This window comes from Arenibacter sp. S6351L (assembly GCF_023016025.1).
GTDB classification, from domain to species: domain Bacteria; phylum Bacteroidota; class Bacteroidia; order Flavobacteriales; family Flavobacteriaceae; genus Arenibacter; species Arenibacter algicola_B.
In genome coordinates, this window is record NZ_JALKBB010000026.1 from 26,054 (window position 1) to 43,067 (window position 17,014).

General features: G+C 39.2%; 19 protein-coding genes. 14 read left to right on the forward strand and 5 right to left on the reverse strand.

All coding sequences use genetic code 11. The features are described 5' to 3' along the window. Together MWU82_RS18365 and MWU82_RS18370 are read right to left on the reverse strand one after the other, a co-directional pair. Positions 1-1,284 (reverse strand): DUF2851 family protein, encoded by a 1,284-nt coding sequence (locus tag MWU82_RS18365; protein ID WP_247097512.1) that lies wholly within the window; start codon positions 1,282-1,284, stop codon positions 1-3. Positions 1,285-1,394: 110 nt separating this feature from the next. Beyond that, positions 1,395-1,706 (reverse strand): rhodanese-like domain-containing protein, encoded by a 312-nt coding sequence (locus MWU82_RS18370; RefSeq protein ID WP_247097513.1) that lies wholly within the window; start codon positions 1,704-1,706, stop codon positions 1,395-1,397. Between the two features lie 214 nt (positions 1,707-1,920). Here MWU82_RS18370 and MWU82_RS18375 point away from each other — a divergent pair, with 214 nt between their 5' ends. The 13 genes from MWU82_RS18375 (at position 1,921) to MWU82_RS18435 (ending at position 11,925) form a co-directional block, all read left to right on the forward strand. Further along, positions 1,921-2,367, forward strand: coding sequence for a MarR family transcriptional regulator (locus MWU82_RS18375; RefSeq protein ID WP_215948742.1), 447 nt, complete (start codon positions 1,921-1,923; stop codon positions 2,365-2,367). Between the two features lie 41 nt (positions 2,368-2,408). Beyond that, the gene (locus MWU82_RS18380) at positions 2,409-3,041 is read left to right on the forward strand and encodes an NAD(P)H-dependent oxidoreductase (protein ID WP_215948741.1); all 633 of its coding nucleotides are present in this window, start codon (positions 2,409-2,411) and stop codon (positions 3,039-3,041) included. A gap of 38 nt (positions 3,042-3,079) precedes the next feature. Then, the gene (locus tag MWU82_RS18385; RefSeq protein WP_215948740.1) at positions 3,080-3,658 is read left to right on the forward strand and encodes a YceI family protein; all 579 of its coding nucleotides are present in this window, start codon (positions 3,080-3,082) and stop codon (positions 3,656-3,658) included. Positions 3,659-3,938: 280 nt separating this feature from the next. Then, positions 3,939-5,336 (forward strand): anthranilate synthase component I family protein, encoded by a 1,398-nt coding sequence (locus MWU82_RS18390; RefSeq protein ID WP_247097514.1) that lies wholly within the window; start codon positions 3,939-3,941, stop codon positions 5,334-5,336. An 84-nt stretch (positions 5,337-5,420) separates the two neighbouring features. Next, complete coding sequence (locus tag MWU82_RS18395) at positions 5,421-6,050, forward strand: aminodeoxychorismate/anthranilate synthase component II (protein WP_215948738.1); 630 nt, start codon at positions 5,421-5,423, stop codon at positions 6,048-6,050. An 85-nt stretch (positions 6,051-6,135) separates the two neighbouring features. After that, on the forward strand, positions 6,136-7,128 hold the full coding sequence (gene trpD, locus MWU82_RS18400; protein WP_215948737.1) for an anthranilate phosphoribosyltransferase: 993 nt from the start codon (positions 6,136-6,138) through the stop codon (positions 7,126-7,128). Between the two features lie 37 nt (positions 7,129-7,165). After that, the gene (gene trpC / locus MWU82_RS18405; RefSeq protein WP_247097515.1) at positions 7,166-7,948 is read left to right on the forward strand and encodes an indole-3-glycerol phosphate synthase TrpC; all 783 of its coding nucleotides are present in this window, start codon (positions 7,166-7,168) and stop codon (positions 7,946-7,948) included. A gap of 10 nt (positions 7,949-7,958) precedes the next feature. After that, a complete protein-coding gene (locus MWU82_RS18410) occupies positions 7,959-8,609 on the forward strand; it encodes a phosphoribosylanthranilate isomerase (RefSeq protein ID WP_247097516.1) in 651 nt (216 codons plus the stop codon). A 56-nt stretch (positions 8,610-8,665) separates the two neighbouring features. Then, positions 8,666-9,847 (forward strand): tryptophan synthase subunit beta, encoded by a 1,182-nt coding sequence (gene trpB, locus MWU82_RS18415; protein ID WP_215948734.1) that lies wholly within the window; start codon positions 8,666-8,668, stop codon positions 9,845-9,847. Positions 9,848-9,896: 49 nt separating this feature from the next. Next, positions 9,897-10,661: a tryptophan synthase subunit alpha gene (trpA, locus tag MWU82_RS18420; RefSeq protein ID WP_215948733.1), complete on the forward strand. Its 765-nt coding sequence runs from the start codon at positions 9,897-9,899 to the stop codon at positions 10,659-10,661. 9 nt (positions 10,662-10,670) lie between these two features. Next, positions 10,671-10,886 carry a hypothetical protein gene (locus tag MWU82_RS18425; RefSeq protein ID WP_215948732.1) on the forward strand — a complete coding sequence of 72 codons (216 nt, stop codon included), beginning with the start codon at positions 10,671-10,673 and terminating at the stop codon, positions 10,884-10,886. A gap of 398 nt (positions 10,887-11,284) precedes the next feature. Beyond that, positions 11,285-11,686 (forward strand): hypothetical protein, encoded by a 402-nt coding sequence (locus tag MWU82_RS18430; RefSeq protein ID WP_247097517.1) that lies wholly within the window; start codon positions 11,285-11,287, stop codon positions 11,684-11,686. Between the two features lie 95 nt (positions 11,687-11,781). Further along, the gene (locus tag MWU82_RS18435) at positions 11,782-11,925 is read left to right on the forward strand and encodes a hypothetical protein (protein WP_178347011.1); all 144 of its coding nucleotides are present in this window, start codon (positions 11,782-11,784) and stop codon (positions 11,923-11,925) included. Between the two features lie 44 nt (positions 11,926-11,969). Here the strand turns inward: MWU82_RS18435 and MWU82_RS18440 are convergent, their stop codons facing one another. Beyond that, positions 11,970-12,677: a uracil-DNA glycosylase family protein gene (locus MWU82_RS18440; RefSeq protein ID WP_215948755.1), complete on the reverse strand. Its 708-nt coding sequence runs from the start codon at positions 12,675-12,677 to the stop codon at positions 11,970-11,972. Positions 12,678-12,804: 127 nt separating this feature from the next. Further along, positions 12,805-16,257, reverse strand: a complete 3,453-nt coding sequence (locus MWU82_RS18445; protein WP_247097518.1) for a pyruvate carboxylase — start codon at positions 16,255-16,257, stop codon at positions 12,805-12,807. A gap of 206 nt (positions 16,258-16,463) precedes the next feature. On the opposite strand from MWU82_RS18445, the gene MWU82_RS18450 reads away from it, so the two are divergent. Next, positions 16,464-16,592: a 30S ribosomal protein THX gene (locus MWU82_RS18450; RefSeq protein WP_215948728.1), complete on the forward strand. Its 129-nt coding sequence runs from the start codon at positions 16,464-16,466 to the stop codon at positions 16,590-16,592. Between the two features lie 20 nt (positions 16,593-16,612). Here the strand turns inward: MWU82_RS18450 and MWU82_RS18455 are convergent, their stop codons facing one another. After that, complete coding sequence (locus MWU82_RS18455) at positions 16,613-16,975, reverse strand: hypothetical protein (protein WP_215948727.1); 363 nt, start codon at positions 16,973-16,975, stop codon at positions 16,613-16,615. Positions 16,976-17,014: the final 39 nt, after the last annotated feature.

The following is a 17,014-nucleotide window of genomic DNA, read 5'->3' on the forward strand; positions in this document are numbered from 1 at the left end:
TTAGGGTTTTCTATTTAATAATTGATGGCCCACAGCACATTGCAAACATTTATTTTTTGTACAGTATTCATTATACAACTGTATTACGGCCTGACTTTCTTTGGCTGAGGGAAATTGCAATTTAAGTGACTTAAACTTAGAAATAACCGTATTACTTTCTGATGTTATACCCGAAATAATATTTATTATCTCGTCTGGCACATCCCTTCCCATATGTTTTGCATAGCTTAATTTTATGGGAAGCACAGTATTGACAATCAATAAATCTACAAATTTCCTAGTGAGAATCTTGACATGTTTCTTGGATACTTTTCCAAAAGTATAATGGTTGTTCCAATATTCGCTGGCGGAAACTTTAAAAACCAAATAAATTTCCTCAACACTTTTGGCATTGATAACCCTACTAAATAGGTTGTGGTGCAACACATACAAATTAGCCAATTGGGAAAGTCTGATGGTGGGGAAATTAGATGGGCGCAGTTTAAAAAACTCCGGTTTTTGATGTGGCAGGTCCAAAAAATGGAACTTGGCTTTTAGAAAAGTAAATTCCTTTTTTAAACTATCATAGTAATTATCGCCGATAATATCATCATCCAAGAATCCGGCAAAGCCGTATAGCAAACTCTCCATTTGAAGCGTATTATCCTGTATTTTGCGCACCAGAGGGAAAGGCAGCCGTTTGGCAATTTCAAAAAAGGGTTCACTATTTATTTTAAGTCCAAAATTCTTGGAAAGCAAAACAAAAAACACGCGCTCCCAATCATTGTTCGAATCTTTTAAAAGTTTGGTAACCAAATCGGTTTTCCTTTCCAAACGCTCAAAATAGAGAACCTCCAACCAATTCTGTAAAACAAAATCAGAAGTATGGCCTATCTCATTTCCACAATTTATAAATGAACGCTCTTTGTGGTAAAACAATTTTTGATACTCCTGCAAAAGACTGGATGGAATATAGTCCCTGAGCACCAAAGTGGGAATAACCGTATTATCCTTCCTGAACACATCACAATCGTCCTCCCAAACTACATGTAATATTACGTTTTGATAATTGGGATCTGTTTCGTGATTGTGGGCGTACCAATCGGAAGATTTAATATGCATCTCTACCGTACCGGCCCACAACTGTTCATCTATTTGAATCTTGGCATTAAAAAAATCGGGCCCTGACAAAAGATTATGCGAACCTACATCCAATATTTGGATAGCTTCATTATTGGAACTTTTTAAATTCCCCAATTGAAGTTTTTTATACTTCCAAATAAAATGCAAAATATCTTCCCGCATAATCCAATGTAAAGAAAAAACCAATACTCCACAAGGTTACGGGAAAGTAAGATAATTTGTGCAAGAAGCCTGTTAGAGCTTAATTATAACACGGCTGCCCATCAATTATATTATTCCGCTACTTCACCTTCCCAGTTCATAAACCCTCCTACCAAATTGTAAGCGTTTTCAAAGCCCAACTTGTTCATGATGGCACACGCCTGACCACTTCGTTGGCCAGACCTACAATAGACGTAGTAGTTTTTGGTTTTATCCAATTTTTCCAGTTCGGCAACAAACTCTTGCCCTAAATAAATATCTATATTGGTTGCGTTTGGGATATAACCTTCCTCAACCTCTTCCGGAGTCCTAACATCCAACAAGAAGGCGTTCTCGTCGTTTTCAAATTGTTCACTCCACTCCTCTTGTGATAAATCTGCCATTTGTGTTATTCTTTAATCCCCAAAAATAATGCTTTTAAAAAAAATCATCCAACATTTAAAGCACAAATATATAAGGAAGCACTTTGCCAAAAATAAAGCAACCCTATTTTACTCATTTAAATATGCATATTACAATTTAACAAATTTTTATCACCAACCATGTTGGAGAACCTAATTAAATCCATACATTTGTATATACAATTGTTGTAGCAACATGAATGTAGAAAAAATTATTAAAACAGACAAGCAAATCCCTATAGCAAGTAGGACCATTATACACTTAAGCCTTGTTGAAACCAAGATCAATGAGATAATGACAGCGGCACTAAAGCCGCATGGGGTATCATTGCAGCAGTTTAACGTACTAAGGATTCTAAGGGGCCAAAAAGGAAAACCCGCCAATCTCTCTACCTTAAACGAAAGAATGGTTACGAAGATGAGCAATACTACTAGGTTGGTAGACAAATTGATCCTTAAGGGCTATGTAGAACGAATGGTCTGCCCAAGTAACCGCAGGAAAGTTGAAATAAATATAACCCCTGCAGGTGAAAGCGCCTTGTCCCTAATGGATCTGGCCATGAAAGAATCCGAGGTAAAATTGTTGGAAAATTTTTCTACCGACGATTTATCGTCCTTAAATGAATTACTGGATAAATTTTAAAAGCAATATAAACAGGTATAAATAATTATTAAATTCAAAACATGAATTCTTATATAGAAAATTTAAATTGGCGCTATGCCACCAAAAAGTTTGACGCTTCCAAAAAAGTGTCCCAAAAAGATCTAGAAAATTTATTGGAAGCTACCTCCTTGAGTGCATCCTCCTACGGATTGCAACCTTATGAAATATTGGTTGTAGAAGATGCTGCATTGAGAAGTAAATTACAACCAGCAGCCTGGGGACAATCCCAAATAACAGAAGCCTCCCACTTAATAGTTTTGGCCAACCAGTCCACTTTCGGGGAGGAATTGGTAGACAATTATTTAGACAATGTAAGTGAAACACGTGGTATTCCTTCCAATGATCTTGAAGGATACTCAGATTTTATGAAGTCCAAATTAATGCCGCTATCCGAATCGGCCAAGGCTACTTGGACTGCTAGACAAACCTATATAGCATTGGGCAATTTACTGTCCGCAGCTGCCGATTTAAAAATAGATACCTGTCCCATGGAAGGTTTTGATAGTGCTCAATTCAACGAAATGCTTGGACTATCCAAAAAAGGACTTAACGCTGCCGTACTTGTAGCAATAGGTTATAGGTCTGAGGAAGATAAAACACAACATTATAAAAAAGTACGTAAAACCAAAGAGAATTTAATTACATATATATAAACAGGAACATTAACAAACATTATCTTAAAATTGAAATTATGAAAAAAAGCGCATTAAGTTTAGTATTGTCCGTATTTACAGGTTTAACAGCCATGGCAACCACTCCAGTGGACAACGAAGTAAAACAAGTAAAAACAACCGAAAGTACAGTTACCTGGAAAGGATACAAGGTTACAGGATCCCATCATGGAACAATTGCCATTAAAGAAGGGTCCTTAATTTTTAACGGGGACAAACTAACTGGGGGAGAATTTGTAGTAGATATGCCTACTTTGGTTTCAAACGACCTACAGGGTGAATACAAAGGAAAGCTGGAAGGGCACTTAAAGTCAGATGACTTTTTTGGTGTCGAGGCACATCCTACTTCCAAATTGGTATTTACCAATGTAAAGTCTACAGGTAAAAATTCATATGAAGTAATTGGAAATCTTACGGTAAAGGGAAAAACGAATCCTGTTACCTTTGACATCTCCATATATGGAAACAAGGCAACAGCCACTATGAAGGTAGACCGTTCCCTATACGACGTTAAGTACGGATCAGGTAGTTTCTTCGACAATTTAGGGGATAAAACCATATATGACGAATTTGATCTAGTGGTGGATCTGGTATTCTAAACGTTTCCAAATAACGCTGTTTAAAACCTCACAATTGTGGGGTTTTTTATTTTTTACGTAACACAGGTTTGTAAATTTGAAATTCCTTCTTATATTTGGCCTGCAATGAAGAACATGGTATCAAATACTTGGTGGTGGAGTAACTTACGAAAAACATCGTGAGCAAAGCATCATTGTAGTATAACTATATAAAAGGCTTGTCATCACGACAAGCCTTTTTTTCGTTTATCATAGAATTCAAAGAACCAATTGGCAGAGAGTAGCAATTAAAAGAATTATCATGAAATACCAGTTAGTATCACATCACAAGAAAATACTTGCGGACACCATTACCCCAGTAAGTGTTTATTTAAAAATTAGAGATCGTTTCCCCAATAGTATTCTTTTGGAAAGTAGTGACTACCATGCCAACGACAATAGTTTTTCCTATATATGCTGCAACCCCATAGCTTCCATAAAAGTAGAAAACGAGACGGTCACCAAACAATTCCCGGACGGTTCCATAGAGGAAATCAGCATTGACGAACATACTGACATCCCAGGCATTTTGCATGATTTTAGTCAAAAATTTGAATCCCAGAACAATAACTTTAAGTTTATCAACAATGGTTTGTTCGGATATATGGCCTATGATGCAGTGCGATATTTTGAAGACATAGACATTTCCAAAAAAAATAACAGTATCTCCATTCCGGACATCTATTATGCCGTTTATCAAAATATAGTAGCCATAAACCATTTTAAAAACGAAGCCTATATTTTTGCTCACTGCTATGAATCCGAAAATAATATTGGGGAAATAGAACAAATTCTCAGCGCCAAAAACTTTGCCTCCTACAATTTTTCCAAAGACGGAGATCCAATATCAAATCTTAAGGACGAGGAATATAAGGAACATGTAGAACTGGCAAAAAAACATTGTAACAGAGGCGATGTTTTCCAACTGGTATTATCCAGAAGGTTCTCGCAAGAATTTAAGGGCGACGAATTTAATGTATATAGGGCGCTGCGATCTATAAACCCGTCTCCGTATTTGTTCTATTTTGATTATGGGGATTTCAAAATTTTTGGAAGCTCTCCCGAGGCCCAACTAATAGTAAAGGATGGCAAGGCTGAAATTCATCCCATTGCAGGAACCTTCAAAAGAACAGGAAATGATGAACAGGATGCGGAATTGGCCAAAAAATTAAAGATAGACGACAAGGAGAACAGCGAACACGTTATGTTGGTCGATCTTGCTAGAAACGACTTAAGCAGAAACGGCACCATGGTAAAAGTGGAAAACTATAGGGAGGTTCAATTCTTTTCACATGTAATACATTTGGTCTCCAAAGTAACCGGACTAAAGAAAAAAGACATCCCAACCATGAAAGTTGTCGCCGATACCTTTCCTGCCGGCACCTTAAGCGGTGCCCCAAAACACATGGCCATGCAACTTATTGAAAAATACGAAAAAACCAGTAGGGGCTATTACGGTGGAGCTATAGGGTTTATGGATTTCAACGGAAACTTTAACCATGCCATTATGATCAGAACCTTTTTAAGTAAAAATCATCAATTGCATTACCAGGCCGGAGCCGGTTTAGTGGCCGCTTCAAATCCTGAAAACGAACTTCAGGAAACCTACAACAAATTGGGAGCCCTGACCAAAGCCTTGGAAATAGCCGAAACTATATAATAACACCAATTAATTTCCTCGTTGTTTCTTATCGGGGTATATGGATAGATCAATATAAAATGTTCATTAGAGAACATCAATAGTATGAAAGAGAATACAGATAATAAAACAAACACCAAATCCGTGGGCAAAGGACAAGGCAAGTCCATATTGGTAATAGATAATTACGACAGTTTCACCTACAACCTGGTCCATTATTTGGAGGATTTGGATTGTACCGTAACCGTTAAAAGAAATGACCAAATTGGTCTTGATGAAATTGAGGCCTTTGATAAGATCGTTCTTTCTCCAGGCCCGGGCATCCCAGATGAAGCTGGCCTTCTCAAAGAAATTATAGCCATGTACGCACCTACAAAAAGTATCTTTGGGGTGTGCCTGGGACAGCAGGCCATTGCTGAAGTGTTTGGAGGTTCATTGGTAAACATAGACCAGGTCTACCACGGTATAGCCACCAAAATAGATATTGTAAAGGATGATATTTTGTTTGATGGATTGCCAAAAGAAATTGAGGTGGGGCGCTATCACTCTTGGGTAGTTGACCCTGCACTTCCAGAAGTATTGGAAGCTACCTCTTTTGACGAAAATGGACAGGTGATGTCCTTGCGTCACAAGGTATTTGATGTAAGTGCCGTACAGTTTCATCCCGAATCTGTATTGACTCCTTATGGCAAAAAAATATTGGAGAACTGGGTAGCCTCCCCTAACCGCTCATAAGGTGTAGAGCCAATTAAAAGCTTTAGACAAAAAATAATTATAACCAAAAAAACCCTTGCATTTTAAGAGGGTTGGAGAGAGACTTATGAAAGATATTTTAAACAAACTGATCAATCACGATGTACTTCCAAAAGAGGATGCAAAACAGGTTTTGGTAAATATTGCTAAAGGAGATTACAATACAAGCCAGATTGCCGCCTTTTTAACGGTTTACATGATGCGTAGTGTTACTATAGAAGAATTGGAAGGCTTTAGGGACGCCTTGCTGGAGCTTTGTCTGGCGGTAGACCTTTCGCAATACAACCCCATAGATCTATGTGGTACGGGTGGTGACGGCAAGGACACCTTTAACATCTCTACTTTGGCCAGTTTTGTTACGGCAGGAGCAGATGTTAAGGTTACCAAACACGGCAACTATGGCGTTTCTTCAAAGTGCGGTAGCAGCAATGTTATGGAATTCCTGGGCATCAAATTCAGTAATGAGGCTGGATTTCTTGAAAAATGTATAGACGAGGCAGGAATTTGTGTATTGCATGCACCACTATTTCATCCAGCCATGAAAAATGTAGCCCCTATACGTAGGGAATTGGGCGTAAAAACTTTCTTTAATATGTTGGGACCAATGGTGAACCCAGCCTTCCCCAAAAACCAAATGGTCGGGGTTTTTAATTTGGAATTGGCAAGAATGTACGGTTATCTATATCAAAAGACCGATAAGAACTTCACGGTATTGCATGCTTTGGATGGTTACGATGAAATTTCATTGACCGGAAACACCAAAACCATTACCAACAAATCCGAGGGGATGTTAAAGCCTTCCGATTTTGGAGTGGAAGCCATTTTGGCGTCGGAAATAGTGGGTGGAGATAGTATAGAAGAATCTGCACAGGTTTTTCTCAATGTTTTACAGGGAAAAGGTACTATACCACAAAATAATGTGGTCTGTGCCAATGCCGGTATTGCCATAGCCACGGTAAAAGGAATTAGCCCAAGGGAAGGCTTTGAAGAAGCCAAGGAATCCCTATTGAGCGGAAAAGGGCTTGCGGCATTAAAAAAATTACAGGCCTTGAGTCAATAGATATAAACGGCTATACCTAAGCCAACTTTATAGTATCATGAATATACTGGACAAAATAGTTTTGGATAAAAGAAAGGAAGTGGATTTAAAAAAATCCATAATCCCGGTTTCCCAGTTGGAAGCCTCCGTATTATTTCACAGACCCACCGTTTCCTTGGCCAATGCCCTCAGAAATAGCAACAGTGGAATAATCGCGGAACACAAACGGAGATCTCCGTCCAAGTCGGTCATCAATCAAAACAACAGTTTAGCCGATGTGGCCGTAGGTTATGAAAAAGCTGGCGCTTGTGGCATGTCTGTCCTAACGGATGGGAAATATTTTGGCGGATCATTGGACGACCTGTTGTTGGCCAGGGCATCCGTACAAATGCCGTTGCTTCGCAAGGAATTTATTATTGACGAATACCAATTGTTGGAGGCCAAGGCCCATGGCGCAGATGTGATATTGTTGATTGCAGCCATATTGACCAGGGCGGAAATTAAGGCTTTATCCGAATTTGCAAAACAATTGCACTTGGATGTATTGCTGGAGGTCCATGACGAAGAGGAGTTACAGAAATCCATTATGCCCAGTTTGGACATGTTGGGAGTGAACAATAGAAATTTAAAGACTTTTGAAGTAAGCTTGGATACCAGTAAAGCTTTATCCAAAATAATTCCGGACGATTTTGTGAAGGTTTCAGAGAGCGGTATAAGTTCTACAGAGGCCATTCAAGAATTAAAACCTTACGGCTATCAAGGGTTCCTTATTGGGGAGAATTTTATGAAAACGGATAACCCCGGACTAAGCGCATTGCAATTTATTAAATCGATTAAATAACAAAGCGGCCATGAAACTGAAAGTGTGCGGAATGAAATTGAATACCTTGGAGGTCGCCACCCTTAATCCGGATTATCTTGGTTTTATATTTTGGGAACCCTCCAAAAGGTTTTTTGAAGGAAGTATTCCCGAATTGCCCGCCTCCATTAAAAAAGTAGGTGTTTTTGTGGATGCTACCCTTGAAGATATTGTTAAAAAAGTCAACACTTATGGTTTACGGGCAGTGCAATTGCATGGAAAGGAAAGTCCGGAGTTCTGTAGCGACCTTAAAAAGTTTACTATTGACCGTTCAAAAGCTTTAGGGGAGACAAATCTAAAAATAATAAAAGTCTTTTCTATAAAGGACGATTTCGACTTCCGCGTTTTGACCCCCTATGAAAATGTATGTGATTTTTTTCTTTTTGATACCAAGGGCAAATTACCTGGGGGCAATGGTTTCACCTTCAGTTGGGAAGTACTAGGAAACTATCCCTCCACCAAACCCTATTTTCTAAGTGGAGGCATTGGACTGGACGAGATTGAAAAAATAAGGGAATTTCAACAAAGACCGGAATCAAAATATTGCCACGCTATTGATGTCAATAGTAAGTTTGAATCGGAACCAGGATTTAAGGATATTAAAAAATTGAAGGAATTTAAAGAAGTATTGAGCAATGAGTAGTGGTAATCCCATACTCAATACTTAATACTCAGTACTGAATACTATACTATAAAACCATGAATTACAACGTAGACGAAAAGGGATATTATGGAGAATTTGGAGGAGCTTTTATTCCTGAAATGCTCTATCCCAATGTTGAAAACCTTAGACAGCAGTATCTTAAAATAATGGCAGAACCATCCTTTAAAAAGGAATTCGATCAATTATTGAAGGATTATGTAGGCAGACCTTCGCCCCTTTATTTTGCCAAACGTTTATCAGAAAAGTACAACACCAAGGTATATTTAAAGCGTGAAGATCTTAATCATACCGGTGCACATAAGGTCAACAATACCATTGGACAGATCTTAATGGCCAAACGTCTGGGCAAGACCAGGATCATTGCCGAAACCGGTGCCGGTCAACATGGCGTTGCAACGGCTACGGTATGTGCCCTTATGGGAATGGAGTGCATTGTATACATGGGCGAAATAGATATTGCCAGACAAGCTCCCAATGTTGCCCGTATGAAAATGCTCGGAGCTGAAGTAAGGCCAGCACTCTCCGGAAGTAGAACCCTAAAGGATGCTACCAATGAGGCCATAAGGGATTGGATCAACAACCCTGTGGACACCCATTATATTATTGGGTCGGCTATTGGCCCCCACCCCTACCCCGATATGGTAACCAGATTTCAGTCCATTATTTCCGAAGAAATAAAATGGCAGTTAAAAGAAAAAGAAGGCAGGGAAAATCCAGATTACGTTGTAGCTTGTATAGGCGGTGGCAGTAATGCTGCTGGCACCTTCTATCATTTTCTACACGAAAAGGAAGTGGGCATTATTGCTGTAGAAGCGGCAGGACTGGGCGTGGATAGCGGTGAAAGTGCTGCAACCTCCGTCTTGGGAAAAATGGGAATAATACATGGCTGCAAAACCTTATTGATGCAAACTGCCGATGGGCAGATTACAGAACCTTATTCCATTTCCGCAGGACTTGATTATCCAGGGGTTGGACCCATGCACGCGCATCTATACAAAACGGGCAGGGCCGAATTTATTGCCGTTACGGACGATGAAGCTATGCAGGCGGGGATGGTACTATCCAAATTGGAAGGGATAATCCCAGCCATTGAATCCTCACATGCGTTTGCTATTCTGGAAACCAGAAAATTCCGACCAGAGGATGTCGTAGTCTTTAATCTCTCGGGACGTGGTGATAAAGATTTGGACACCTATATAAAATATTTTAAGCTGTAAGCTACATATACATGACCGCCCTGGTGGAATGCAAAAAAATAATTTTAGAATGAACAGAATACATCAAAAATTACAAGAAGATAAAAAAATATTGTCCATTTATTTTACCGCGGGCTACCCTTCTTTAAACGATACGGTAAAAATTATTCAAGATCTTGAAAAAAATGGTGTGGACATGATTGAGATCGGATTGCCCTTCAGCGATCCTTTGGCCGATGGTCCTACTATTCAGGCCAGTTCTACCCAGGCATTGAAGAATGGAATGACCACATCGTTATTATTTCAGCAGTTAAAAGATATCCGGAAATCAGTCTCCATACCCTTAATCCTTATGGGATATTTCAATCCTGTTCTACAATTTGGAGTAGAGGAATTCTGCAAAAAATGTCAGGAAATAGGAATAGACGGACTTATTCTGCCCGATCTGCCATTGGACGTATACCAAGAAGATTATGAAGCAATATTTAAAAAATATGGGCTTGTGAATGTTTTCTTGATAACCCCACAAACCAGTGATGCCCGTATCCGTCAAATTGATGCGGCCTCCGACGGATTTATTTATATGGTAAGTTCCGCCAGTGTTACCGGTTCCCAGGATGGTTTCGGAAATAATCAAGAAACCTACTTTGAGCGTATTGCGGATATGAAATTGAAAAACCCACAGGTCGTTGGCTTTGGAATAAGCAATTCCGAAACCTTTCTGCAAGCTACCAAACAGGCGAAGGGAGCCATTATTGGATCGGCCTTTATTAAATTTCTGACACAACATGGTGTTGACAAAATTGGCGATTTCGTTACGGGAATTCGAAAATAAACTACAGCGATGGACATTATAAATAATTGGAAAATAGTTCTGCTTTTGTGCCTTACCCTTGGTCTGGCACCTTATTTTCCGGAACCCCATATCCTAGGTAAGGTAAAATGGATATTGGGCGGGGCTGCCGGAATGAAACCCATGGACTGGTTCGATGTTCTTTTACACGGATTTCCATTTGTTCTGCTAATAAGGTTATTGGTCATAAAAGTCCTTAAAAAGTAAGTTTCTACTGCATTTACACCACCATGTTGGATTCCTGCCTGCGCAGGAATCCAATAGACTTGCATACCCTTTTTATCAATTCTTTATTGTTTACTAAAAACGACCTATGAATCGAAATTGGAAACTTCCCTCAGTTTCAGCTATACTCCAATAACTACATGATCGGATATTAGAATGCCTTTATTCACGCAATGTCATTCCTGCGCAGGCAGGAATCCAATGGTCCAGAATTATTTTTGGACCGTCTATTTTATTTAACCATAAAGCAGATTGTTTATCCAGATTTAACATCTAACTTTAATAGTATAAACAAATAATTATCCGCTCTTTGAATACCTTAAAAAAGTAGTTGCCCCCTGAATTAGATGAATATCTTAATTGTCATTAATCTAAATGTCATGAGAACAATTCGCTTACTTCTTGCATTACTACTTGTCAGTTCTATTTTAGTAGGACAGACTAAAGAATTCTCCAAAGATTATTTTTTACAGAAAAGCAAAAAACAAAAAACCACTGCCCGGATTTTGTTAGGTGGAGGAACGGCAATGGCCGTTGGAGGATTCGCTAAATTTGATTCCAGCTGGGATAGTGGATCGGCCAGTACCACGGACATAGCTGGCATTATCGGTACGGTCGGATTTTTGACCGGTTTAGCCAGTATTCCCTATTTTATCAGTGCCGGAAAAAATAAGAGGACAGCCATGTCCATTACATTTGACTATCAACCGATTTATTTATCCACAGATAATTTGGTTGCAGCAAAGGCACATCCAACGCTTTCCTTGAAAATTAAACTTTAGCCCTTAACATTCCATAACAAAGGTTTATAAAGGCTTTAACGGAATTATACAGGTCTTTTTATTAAGTTGGGAAGGAACCTTAAAACTTAAACAGAATGGGAATTATAAATGATAAGAGAAAGTTTAAAAGAAAAGTGGAACAATCCAATCCTACGAACCCTACCGGGAATACCAATGTTGACACCAATAACTTTGACATTGAGAAGGATACTATAAAGGATCAACAGAACAAGCATTAAAAGATGCTAAGTAAATCCACAAGCTGGAATATAATGGAATTCTTCTAAAAAAATTCTTTATACTGTAAAACCCTGAAATCGATCGTATTGAATTCAGGGTTTTCATCTTTCATCTTCTTATATAACTTCAAGCTTCCAACTGCCCTGTTGGCTGCTCCGGAAGGTGCTGTTAAGGATACTGTTTTAATTATTCTCTCCTTGTTGTCTTTTAACTTTACTGGGGTTTTGGACGAAATGTCCAAATTGGTACATGGAAGAACAAACTTGTGTACACGGGGTACCTCATTGGAAACCGGTTCCAGGATAAACCCTTGTTCCTTGAGATACTTTCTAAAAAAATACTCGGGTCCATTTTTACTATTTCCCCCTGTAAACAATAAGGTATCCACTTTGGGACATTGTTGAATATAAGTAAACATATCCCTCAATACAATGTTCTCCATCCCCAGGTCCGAAGCATCGATCTTGGAACGTTCTGCACTTTGCACTATATCACATATCCCTATTTTTCGTTCCTTTAGAAAATCCATACGTTGTCTTATAGCCTTTTCTGTAGTTTCAAAATCTAAATTGAGTCCAAAAATTCGATCTAAAATGGGCCACAATTGGCCATCCCGGCTGCCGTAACAAAAATCTACATCCCCCTCCTTTAAATCACCTGTGGTAAATCTGGGCGGTGGAAGGGTCCCTACTATCAGTTTCGAAGCATCCTCGAATAAGAAGGGTTCGTAAGGATGTGTGTGCAAGAACATATTGGAAGACTTCATGAATATAAATGGCTTTGCGCTTACAAAGGTAAACGGACAAAAAAAAGTTGCAGGGATAAGCCCAACAATTTAGGAGTTCCCTGCAACCTTAATATTTTTTAAGCTGTACTAATTATTTTAATACCACTACCAAATCCTCGGAATTCACCAAGGAGCCTCCAGTTAGTTGTACCCTATCTACAATACCCTCTTCCGTGGCAGTAACCGTTGTTTCCATTTTCATGGCTTCTATAACAAATAAGGGTTGGTTCTTTTTCACTTCTTGGTTTTTCTTTACCAAAACACTGGACAACAATCCCTGTAATGGGGCACCTATCTGCTTAGGATCGGAACTATCCGCTTTAACATTTTCAACCTTATCTACCTTAACGGATTTATCCTTAATAATCACGTTTCGCAATTGACCATTTACCTTAAAGTATATGCTAACGTTACCAGCTTCATCTGGTTCGCCCTTCAGCATAAGGGAAACAAGTATGTTTTTACCCCGGTCCAACTCCACAATGATCTCTTCCCCAATTTCCATTCCATAAAAGAAATTCTTGGTCGGGATGTTAACCACATTGCCATATTTTACATGGTGGTTATAGGCATCCGTGAAAACTTTTGGATATAATTTATAGGAAAGGAAATCGGTTATAAGTAGCTCGCGTCCCATTCCTGAACTGAATTTTCTTTTGAAGGCATTAAATTCCTTATCAAAATCTATGGGCTCCAAATGTGCATTGGGCCTATCCGTAAACGGTTTTTCATCCTTCAGTACAATTTTCTGTAGCTTAGCGGGGAAACCACCAACTGGTTGGCCAAGATCCCCTTTAAAGAACCCTATAACAGATTGGGGAAAATTAATGCTATCCCCTCTTTCAAGAACATCCTCCACTGTAAGTCCATTACTGATCATATATTGCGCCATATCCCCAACCACTTTGGAACTAGGGGTTACTTTTACAATATCGCCGAACAGTTTATTTACTTCGCCGTACATTTTGGTAACATCGGGAAATTTATCCTCCAATCCCAATGCTATGGCCTGTCCTTTTAGGTTGGAATACTGTCCGCCCGGTATTTCATGAATGTATACCTCTCCGGTACCCGACTTTAATCCGGACTCAAAGGTATAATAGTAATTACGGACCGTTTCCCAATAATTGGAATATTCGGCCAATTTATCGGTATTCAAAATATTCTGGCGCTCGTTAAAACGTAACATCTCCACCACCGAATTAAAATTGGGCTGGGAAGTAAGCCCGGACAATCCGCCCAGGGCAACATCCACAACGTCCACTCCGGCCTCTATAGCTTTTAAATACATGGCTGATTGGGTAGAAGAGGTATCGTGAGTATGTAAATGAATAGGGATATTAATTTCCGATTTTAAGGCAGAAATCAATTCATAAGCGGCATATGGTTTTAACAAACCTGCCATATCCTTAACTCCTAAAATATGCGCGCCAGCATTTTCTATATCCTTCGCCAATTGCACGTAATATTTTAGGTCGTACTTGGTTTTGGAAGGATCTAAAATATCTCCAGTATAGCAAATTGACCCTTCTGCCAGGCCACCTGTTTTGGTACGAACATAATCAATACATGGCCCCATGGATTTCATCCAGTTCAGCGAATCAAATATTCGAAATACATCTACTCCGGACTTATAGGATTCCTCAACGAACCGTTCTATCAAATTATCGGGATAAGCGGTATAACCAACACCGTTGGAGCCCCTTATCAACATTTGCAATAAAACATTGGGCATGGCCTTGCGCAATAGTTCCAAACGCTCCCAGGGATTTTCCTGTAAAAACCGAAGGCAGACATCAAATGTGGCTCCTCCCCAGACTTCCATACTAAAAATTTCCGGGTGGTTCTTGGCATAACCCTCAGCCACTTTTAACATATCTATAGTTCGCATACGTGTGGCCAACAAACTCTGATGGGCATCGCGCATGGTAGTATCCGTAAAATGAACCTTTTTTTCATTCTTAAGCCACTGTGCAAATTGTTCCGGGCCCAATTCCGTTAGAAGATCCTTTGTACCCTTTGGATAAGCTTCGAACTTCGCGAAAGAAGGAACTTTTGGTTTGGAAAAAATATGATCCTTATCCAATTTTTTCACATCGGGATTCCCGTTAACAATAGTTTCCCCTAGAAACTCGACCAATTTATTGGCACGGTTCCTCGGTTCCACAAACTTGAAGAGTTCTGGTTCGTTCTTTATAAAATTTACGGTAACCTTACCTTCCCTAAAAGTAGGATGCTTTAGAATGTTATCCAGGAAGGCCATATTGGTCTTAACACCACGGATACGAAACTCTGCCAATGCCCTGCGCATTTTTCTACACGATCCGTCCAATGTTCTACTGATAGCAGATACCTTGACCAGCATGGAATCGAAAAATGGCGAAATAGCCACCCCCTGATAAATACTACCGGCATCCAGCCTAATACCTAATCCGGAGGCACTTCTATAGGTGGTAACCACGCCATAATCAGGCTTAAAATCGTTTCCTGGATCCTCTGTGGTTATCCTACACTGAAGGGCATAGCCCGTAACTACTACTGAAGCTTGATCCTGTATCTTAATTTGTTTATCGGAAAGTTTATATCCTCCTGCTATAAATAGTTGGGCCTTGACCAGGTCGATATTGGTGATCATTTCGGTCACCGTATGCTCCACCTGAATCCTGGGGTTTACTTCTATAAAGTAGATACTACCATCATCATCTACCAAAAATTCTACCGTTCCAATATTGTTATAGTCTACGGCCCTACAAATGTCTATAGCATACTTGTATAGGTTATCCTTTGTTTCCTGTGGTAGTCCAATGGAAGGTGCAAACTCTATAACCTTCTGGTAGCGCCGTTGCACGGAACAATCACGTTCAAACAAGTGCACTATATTGCCATGGGTATCCGCAACGATCTGAATTTCTATATGCTTGGGGTTTTCAACAAATTTTTCCAGGAAAACTGTATCGTCACCAAATGCGTTAAGCGATTCCCTCCTTGCCTCAGGAAATCCTTTTTTAAGCTCATCTTCGGTACGGATCACTCTCATTCCCCGTCCACCTCCACCTGAAGCAGCTTTGAGCATTAAGGGATAACCTATCTCTTTAGCTTCTTCAAGGGCGATATTTATATCGGTCAAATCCTTATCACTACTTCGTATGATAGGTATATTATTGGCTACAGCAACATCCTTGGCAGTTATCTTATCCCCTAAAGCCTTTAGAACCGAAACCTTAGGGCCGACGAAAATAATCCCGTTGTCGTCGCATTTTTGGGCAAATTTGGCATTTTCTGACAGGAATCCATATCCTGGATGTATGGCATCCACATTATTGTCCTTAGCAACCTTGATAAGGGCGTCCATATCCAAATAGGGCTTTAAGGGCTCATTGTCCTCCCCTATCTGATAGCTTTCATCGGCTTTATAACGGTGCAGGGAATAGCGGTCCTCGTAAGTATATACCCCTACCGTTTTAATTCCTATTTCTACACATGCCCTAAATATACGAATGGCGATCTCGCCCCTGTTTGCTACTAAAACCTTTTTTATTTTCAATCTATTACGTTTTTAGAATTACTCAATTTAACATAATTTTATAATTCTACAAACTTAGCATATTAGGGCTAGGTCGCCAATATGTTAAAAGCATATCTTTTAAGAAATTTGTTACAAATCAAAATTATGGATCAAAAGTGTTTCTATTCGAAACTTGCCTATAAGGTATTAATATTTTAACTTTAAAAGGATAAAATATAGACAAAATGGGAAAAGGCGATAAAAAATCGAAAAGAGGAAAAATTATTAACGGTACATACGGCACAAGGCGTAAACGAAAAATTAAAAAAAGACCCAGTGTGGAAGAAAAAATAAGTCCAGGTAAGAAAAAATAAAGGCAAAATTTTATTGTAGGCTAATCCACCATAAAATTCAAGATAACATCCCCCTCCTCGGAGATACTTAGCCCATAGGTGTAAAATCCATTTTCCAATGGCGTTTCACCTACAAAATCTATTGGCTGCGAAACGAAATTCTCCTCGCCTACCATTATATTTATATATGCATAAGAATAAGCCGTTTCATATTCTAGATAGCTGGAATATTCTTCGGGACCAATATTTTCGTGAATCATTTCGTCGCTACCCACCTGCACGGTATCAAAAGTAACGTTGCTTTCATTTTTAATCCTGATATTCACCCCTTCCAGATTGTCATCCCTGTCCGAACAACCAATAAACACAGTAGCAATCAAAAACAATAAAGCGAGTCGTTTCATATCAATCTCAATTAAGTAGTAGGACTTATTTGAAAATAA

Bases quoted from the DNA above. Each gene is read 5' to 3' on its own strand.
- MWU82_RS18365 (WP_247097512.1), bottom strand. From the start codon at position 1,284: ATGCGGGAAGATATTTTGCATTTTATTTGGAAGTATAAAAAACTTCAA.
- MWU82_RS18370 (WP_247097513.1), bottom strand. From the start codon at position 1,706: ATGGCAGATTTATCACAAGAGGAGTGGAGTGAACAATTTGAAAACGAC.
- MWU82_RS18375 (WP_215948742.1), top strand. From the start codon at position 1,921: ATGAATGTAGAAAAAATTATTAAAACAGACAAGCAAATCCCTATAGCA.
- MWU82_RS18380 (WP_215948741.1), top strand. From the start codon at position 2,409: ATGAATTCTTATATAGAAAATTTAAATTGGCGCTATGCCACCAAAAAG.
- MWU82_RS18385 (WP_215948740.1), top strand. From the start codon at position 3,080: ATGAAAAAAAGCGCATTAAGTTTAGTATTGTCCGTATTTACAGGTTTA.
- MWU82_RS18390 (WP_247097514.1), top strand. From the start codon at position 3,939: ATGAAATACCAGTTAGTATCACATCACAAGAAAATACTTGCGGACACC.
- MWU82_RS18395 (WP_215948738.1), top strand. From the start codon at position 5,421: ATGAAAGAGAATACAGATAATAAAACAAACACCAAATCCGTGGGCAAA.
- trpD (WP_215948737.1), top strand. From the start codon at position 6,136: ATGAAAGATATTTTAAACAAACTGATCAATCACGATGTACTTCCAAAA.
- trpC (WP_247097515.1), top strand. From the start codon at position 7,166: ATGAATATACTGGACAAAATAGTTTTGGATAAAAGAAAGGAAGTGGAT.
- MWU82_RS18410 (WP_247097516.1), top strand. From the start codon at position 7,959: ATGAAACTGAAAGTGTGCGGAATGAAATTGAATACCTTGGAGGTCGCC.
- trpB (WP_215948734.1), top strand. From the start codon at position 8,666: ATGAATTACAACGTAGACGAAAAGGGATATTATGGAGAATTTGGAGGA.
- trpA (WP_215948733.1), top strand. From the start codon at position 9,897: ATGAACAGAATACATCAAAAATTACAAGAAGATAAAAAAATATTGTCC.
- MWU82_RS18425 (WP_215948732.1), top strand. From the start codon at position 10,671: ATGGACATTATAAATAATTGGAAAATAGTTCTGCTTTTGTGCCTTACC.
- MWU82_RS18430 (WP_247097517.1), top strand. From the start codon at position 11,285: ATGAGAACAATTCGCTTACTTCTTGCATTACTACTTGTCAGTTCTATT.
- MWU82_RS18435 (WP_178347011.1), top strand. From the start codon at position 11,782: ATGGGAATTATAAATGATAAGAGAAAGTTTAAAAGAAAAGTGGAACAA.
- MWU82_RS18440 (WP_215948755.1), bottom strand. From the start codon at position 12,677: ATGTTCTTGCACACACATCCTTACGAACCCTTCTTATTCGAGGATGCT.
- MWU82_RS18450 (WP_215948728.1), top strand. From the start codon at position 16,464: ATGGGAAAAGGCGATAAAAAATCGAAAAGAGGAAAAATTATTAACGGT.
- MWU82_RS18455 (WP_215948727.1), bottom strand. From the start codon at position 16,975: ATGAAACGACTCGCTTTATTGTTTTTGATTGCTACTGTGTTTATTGGT.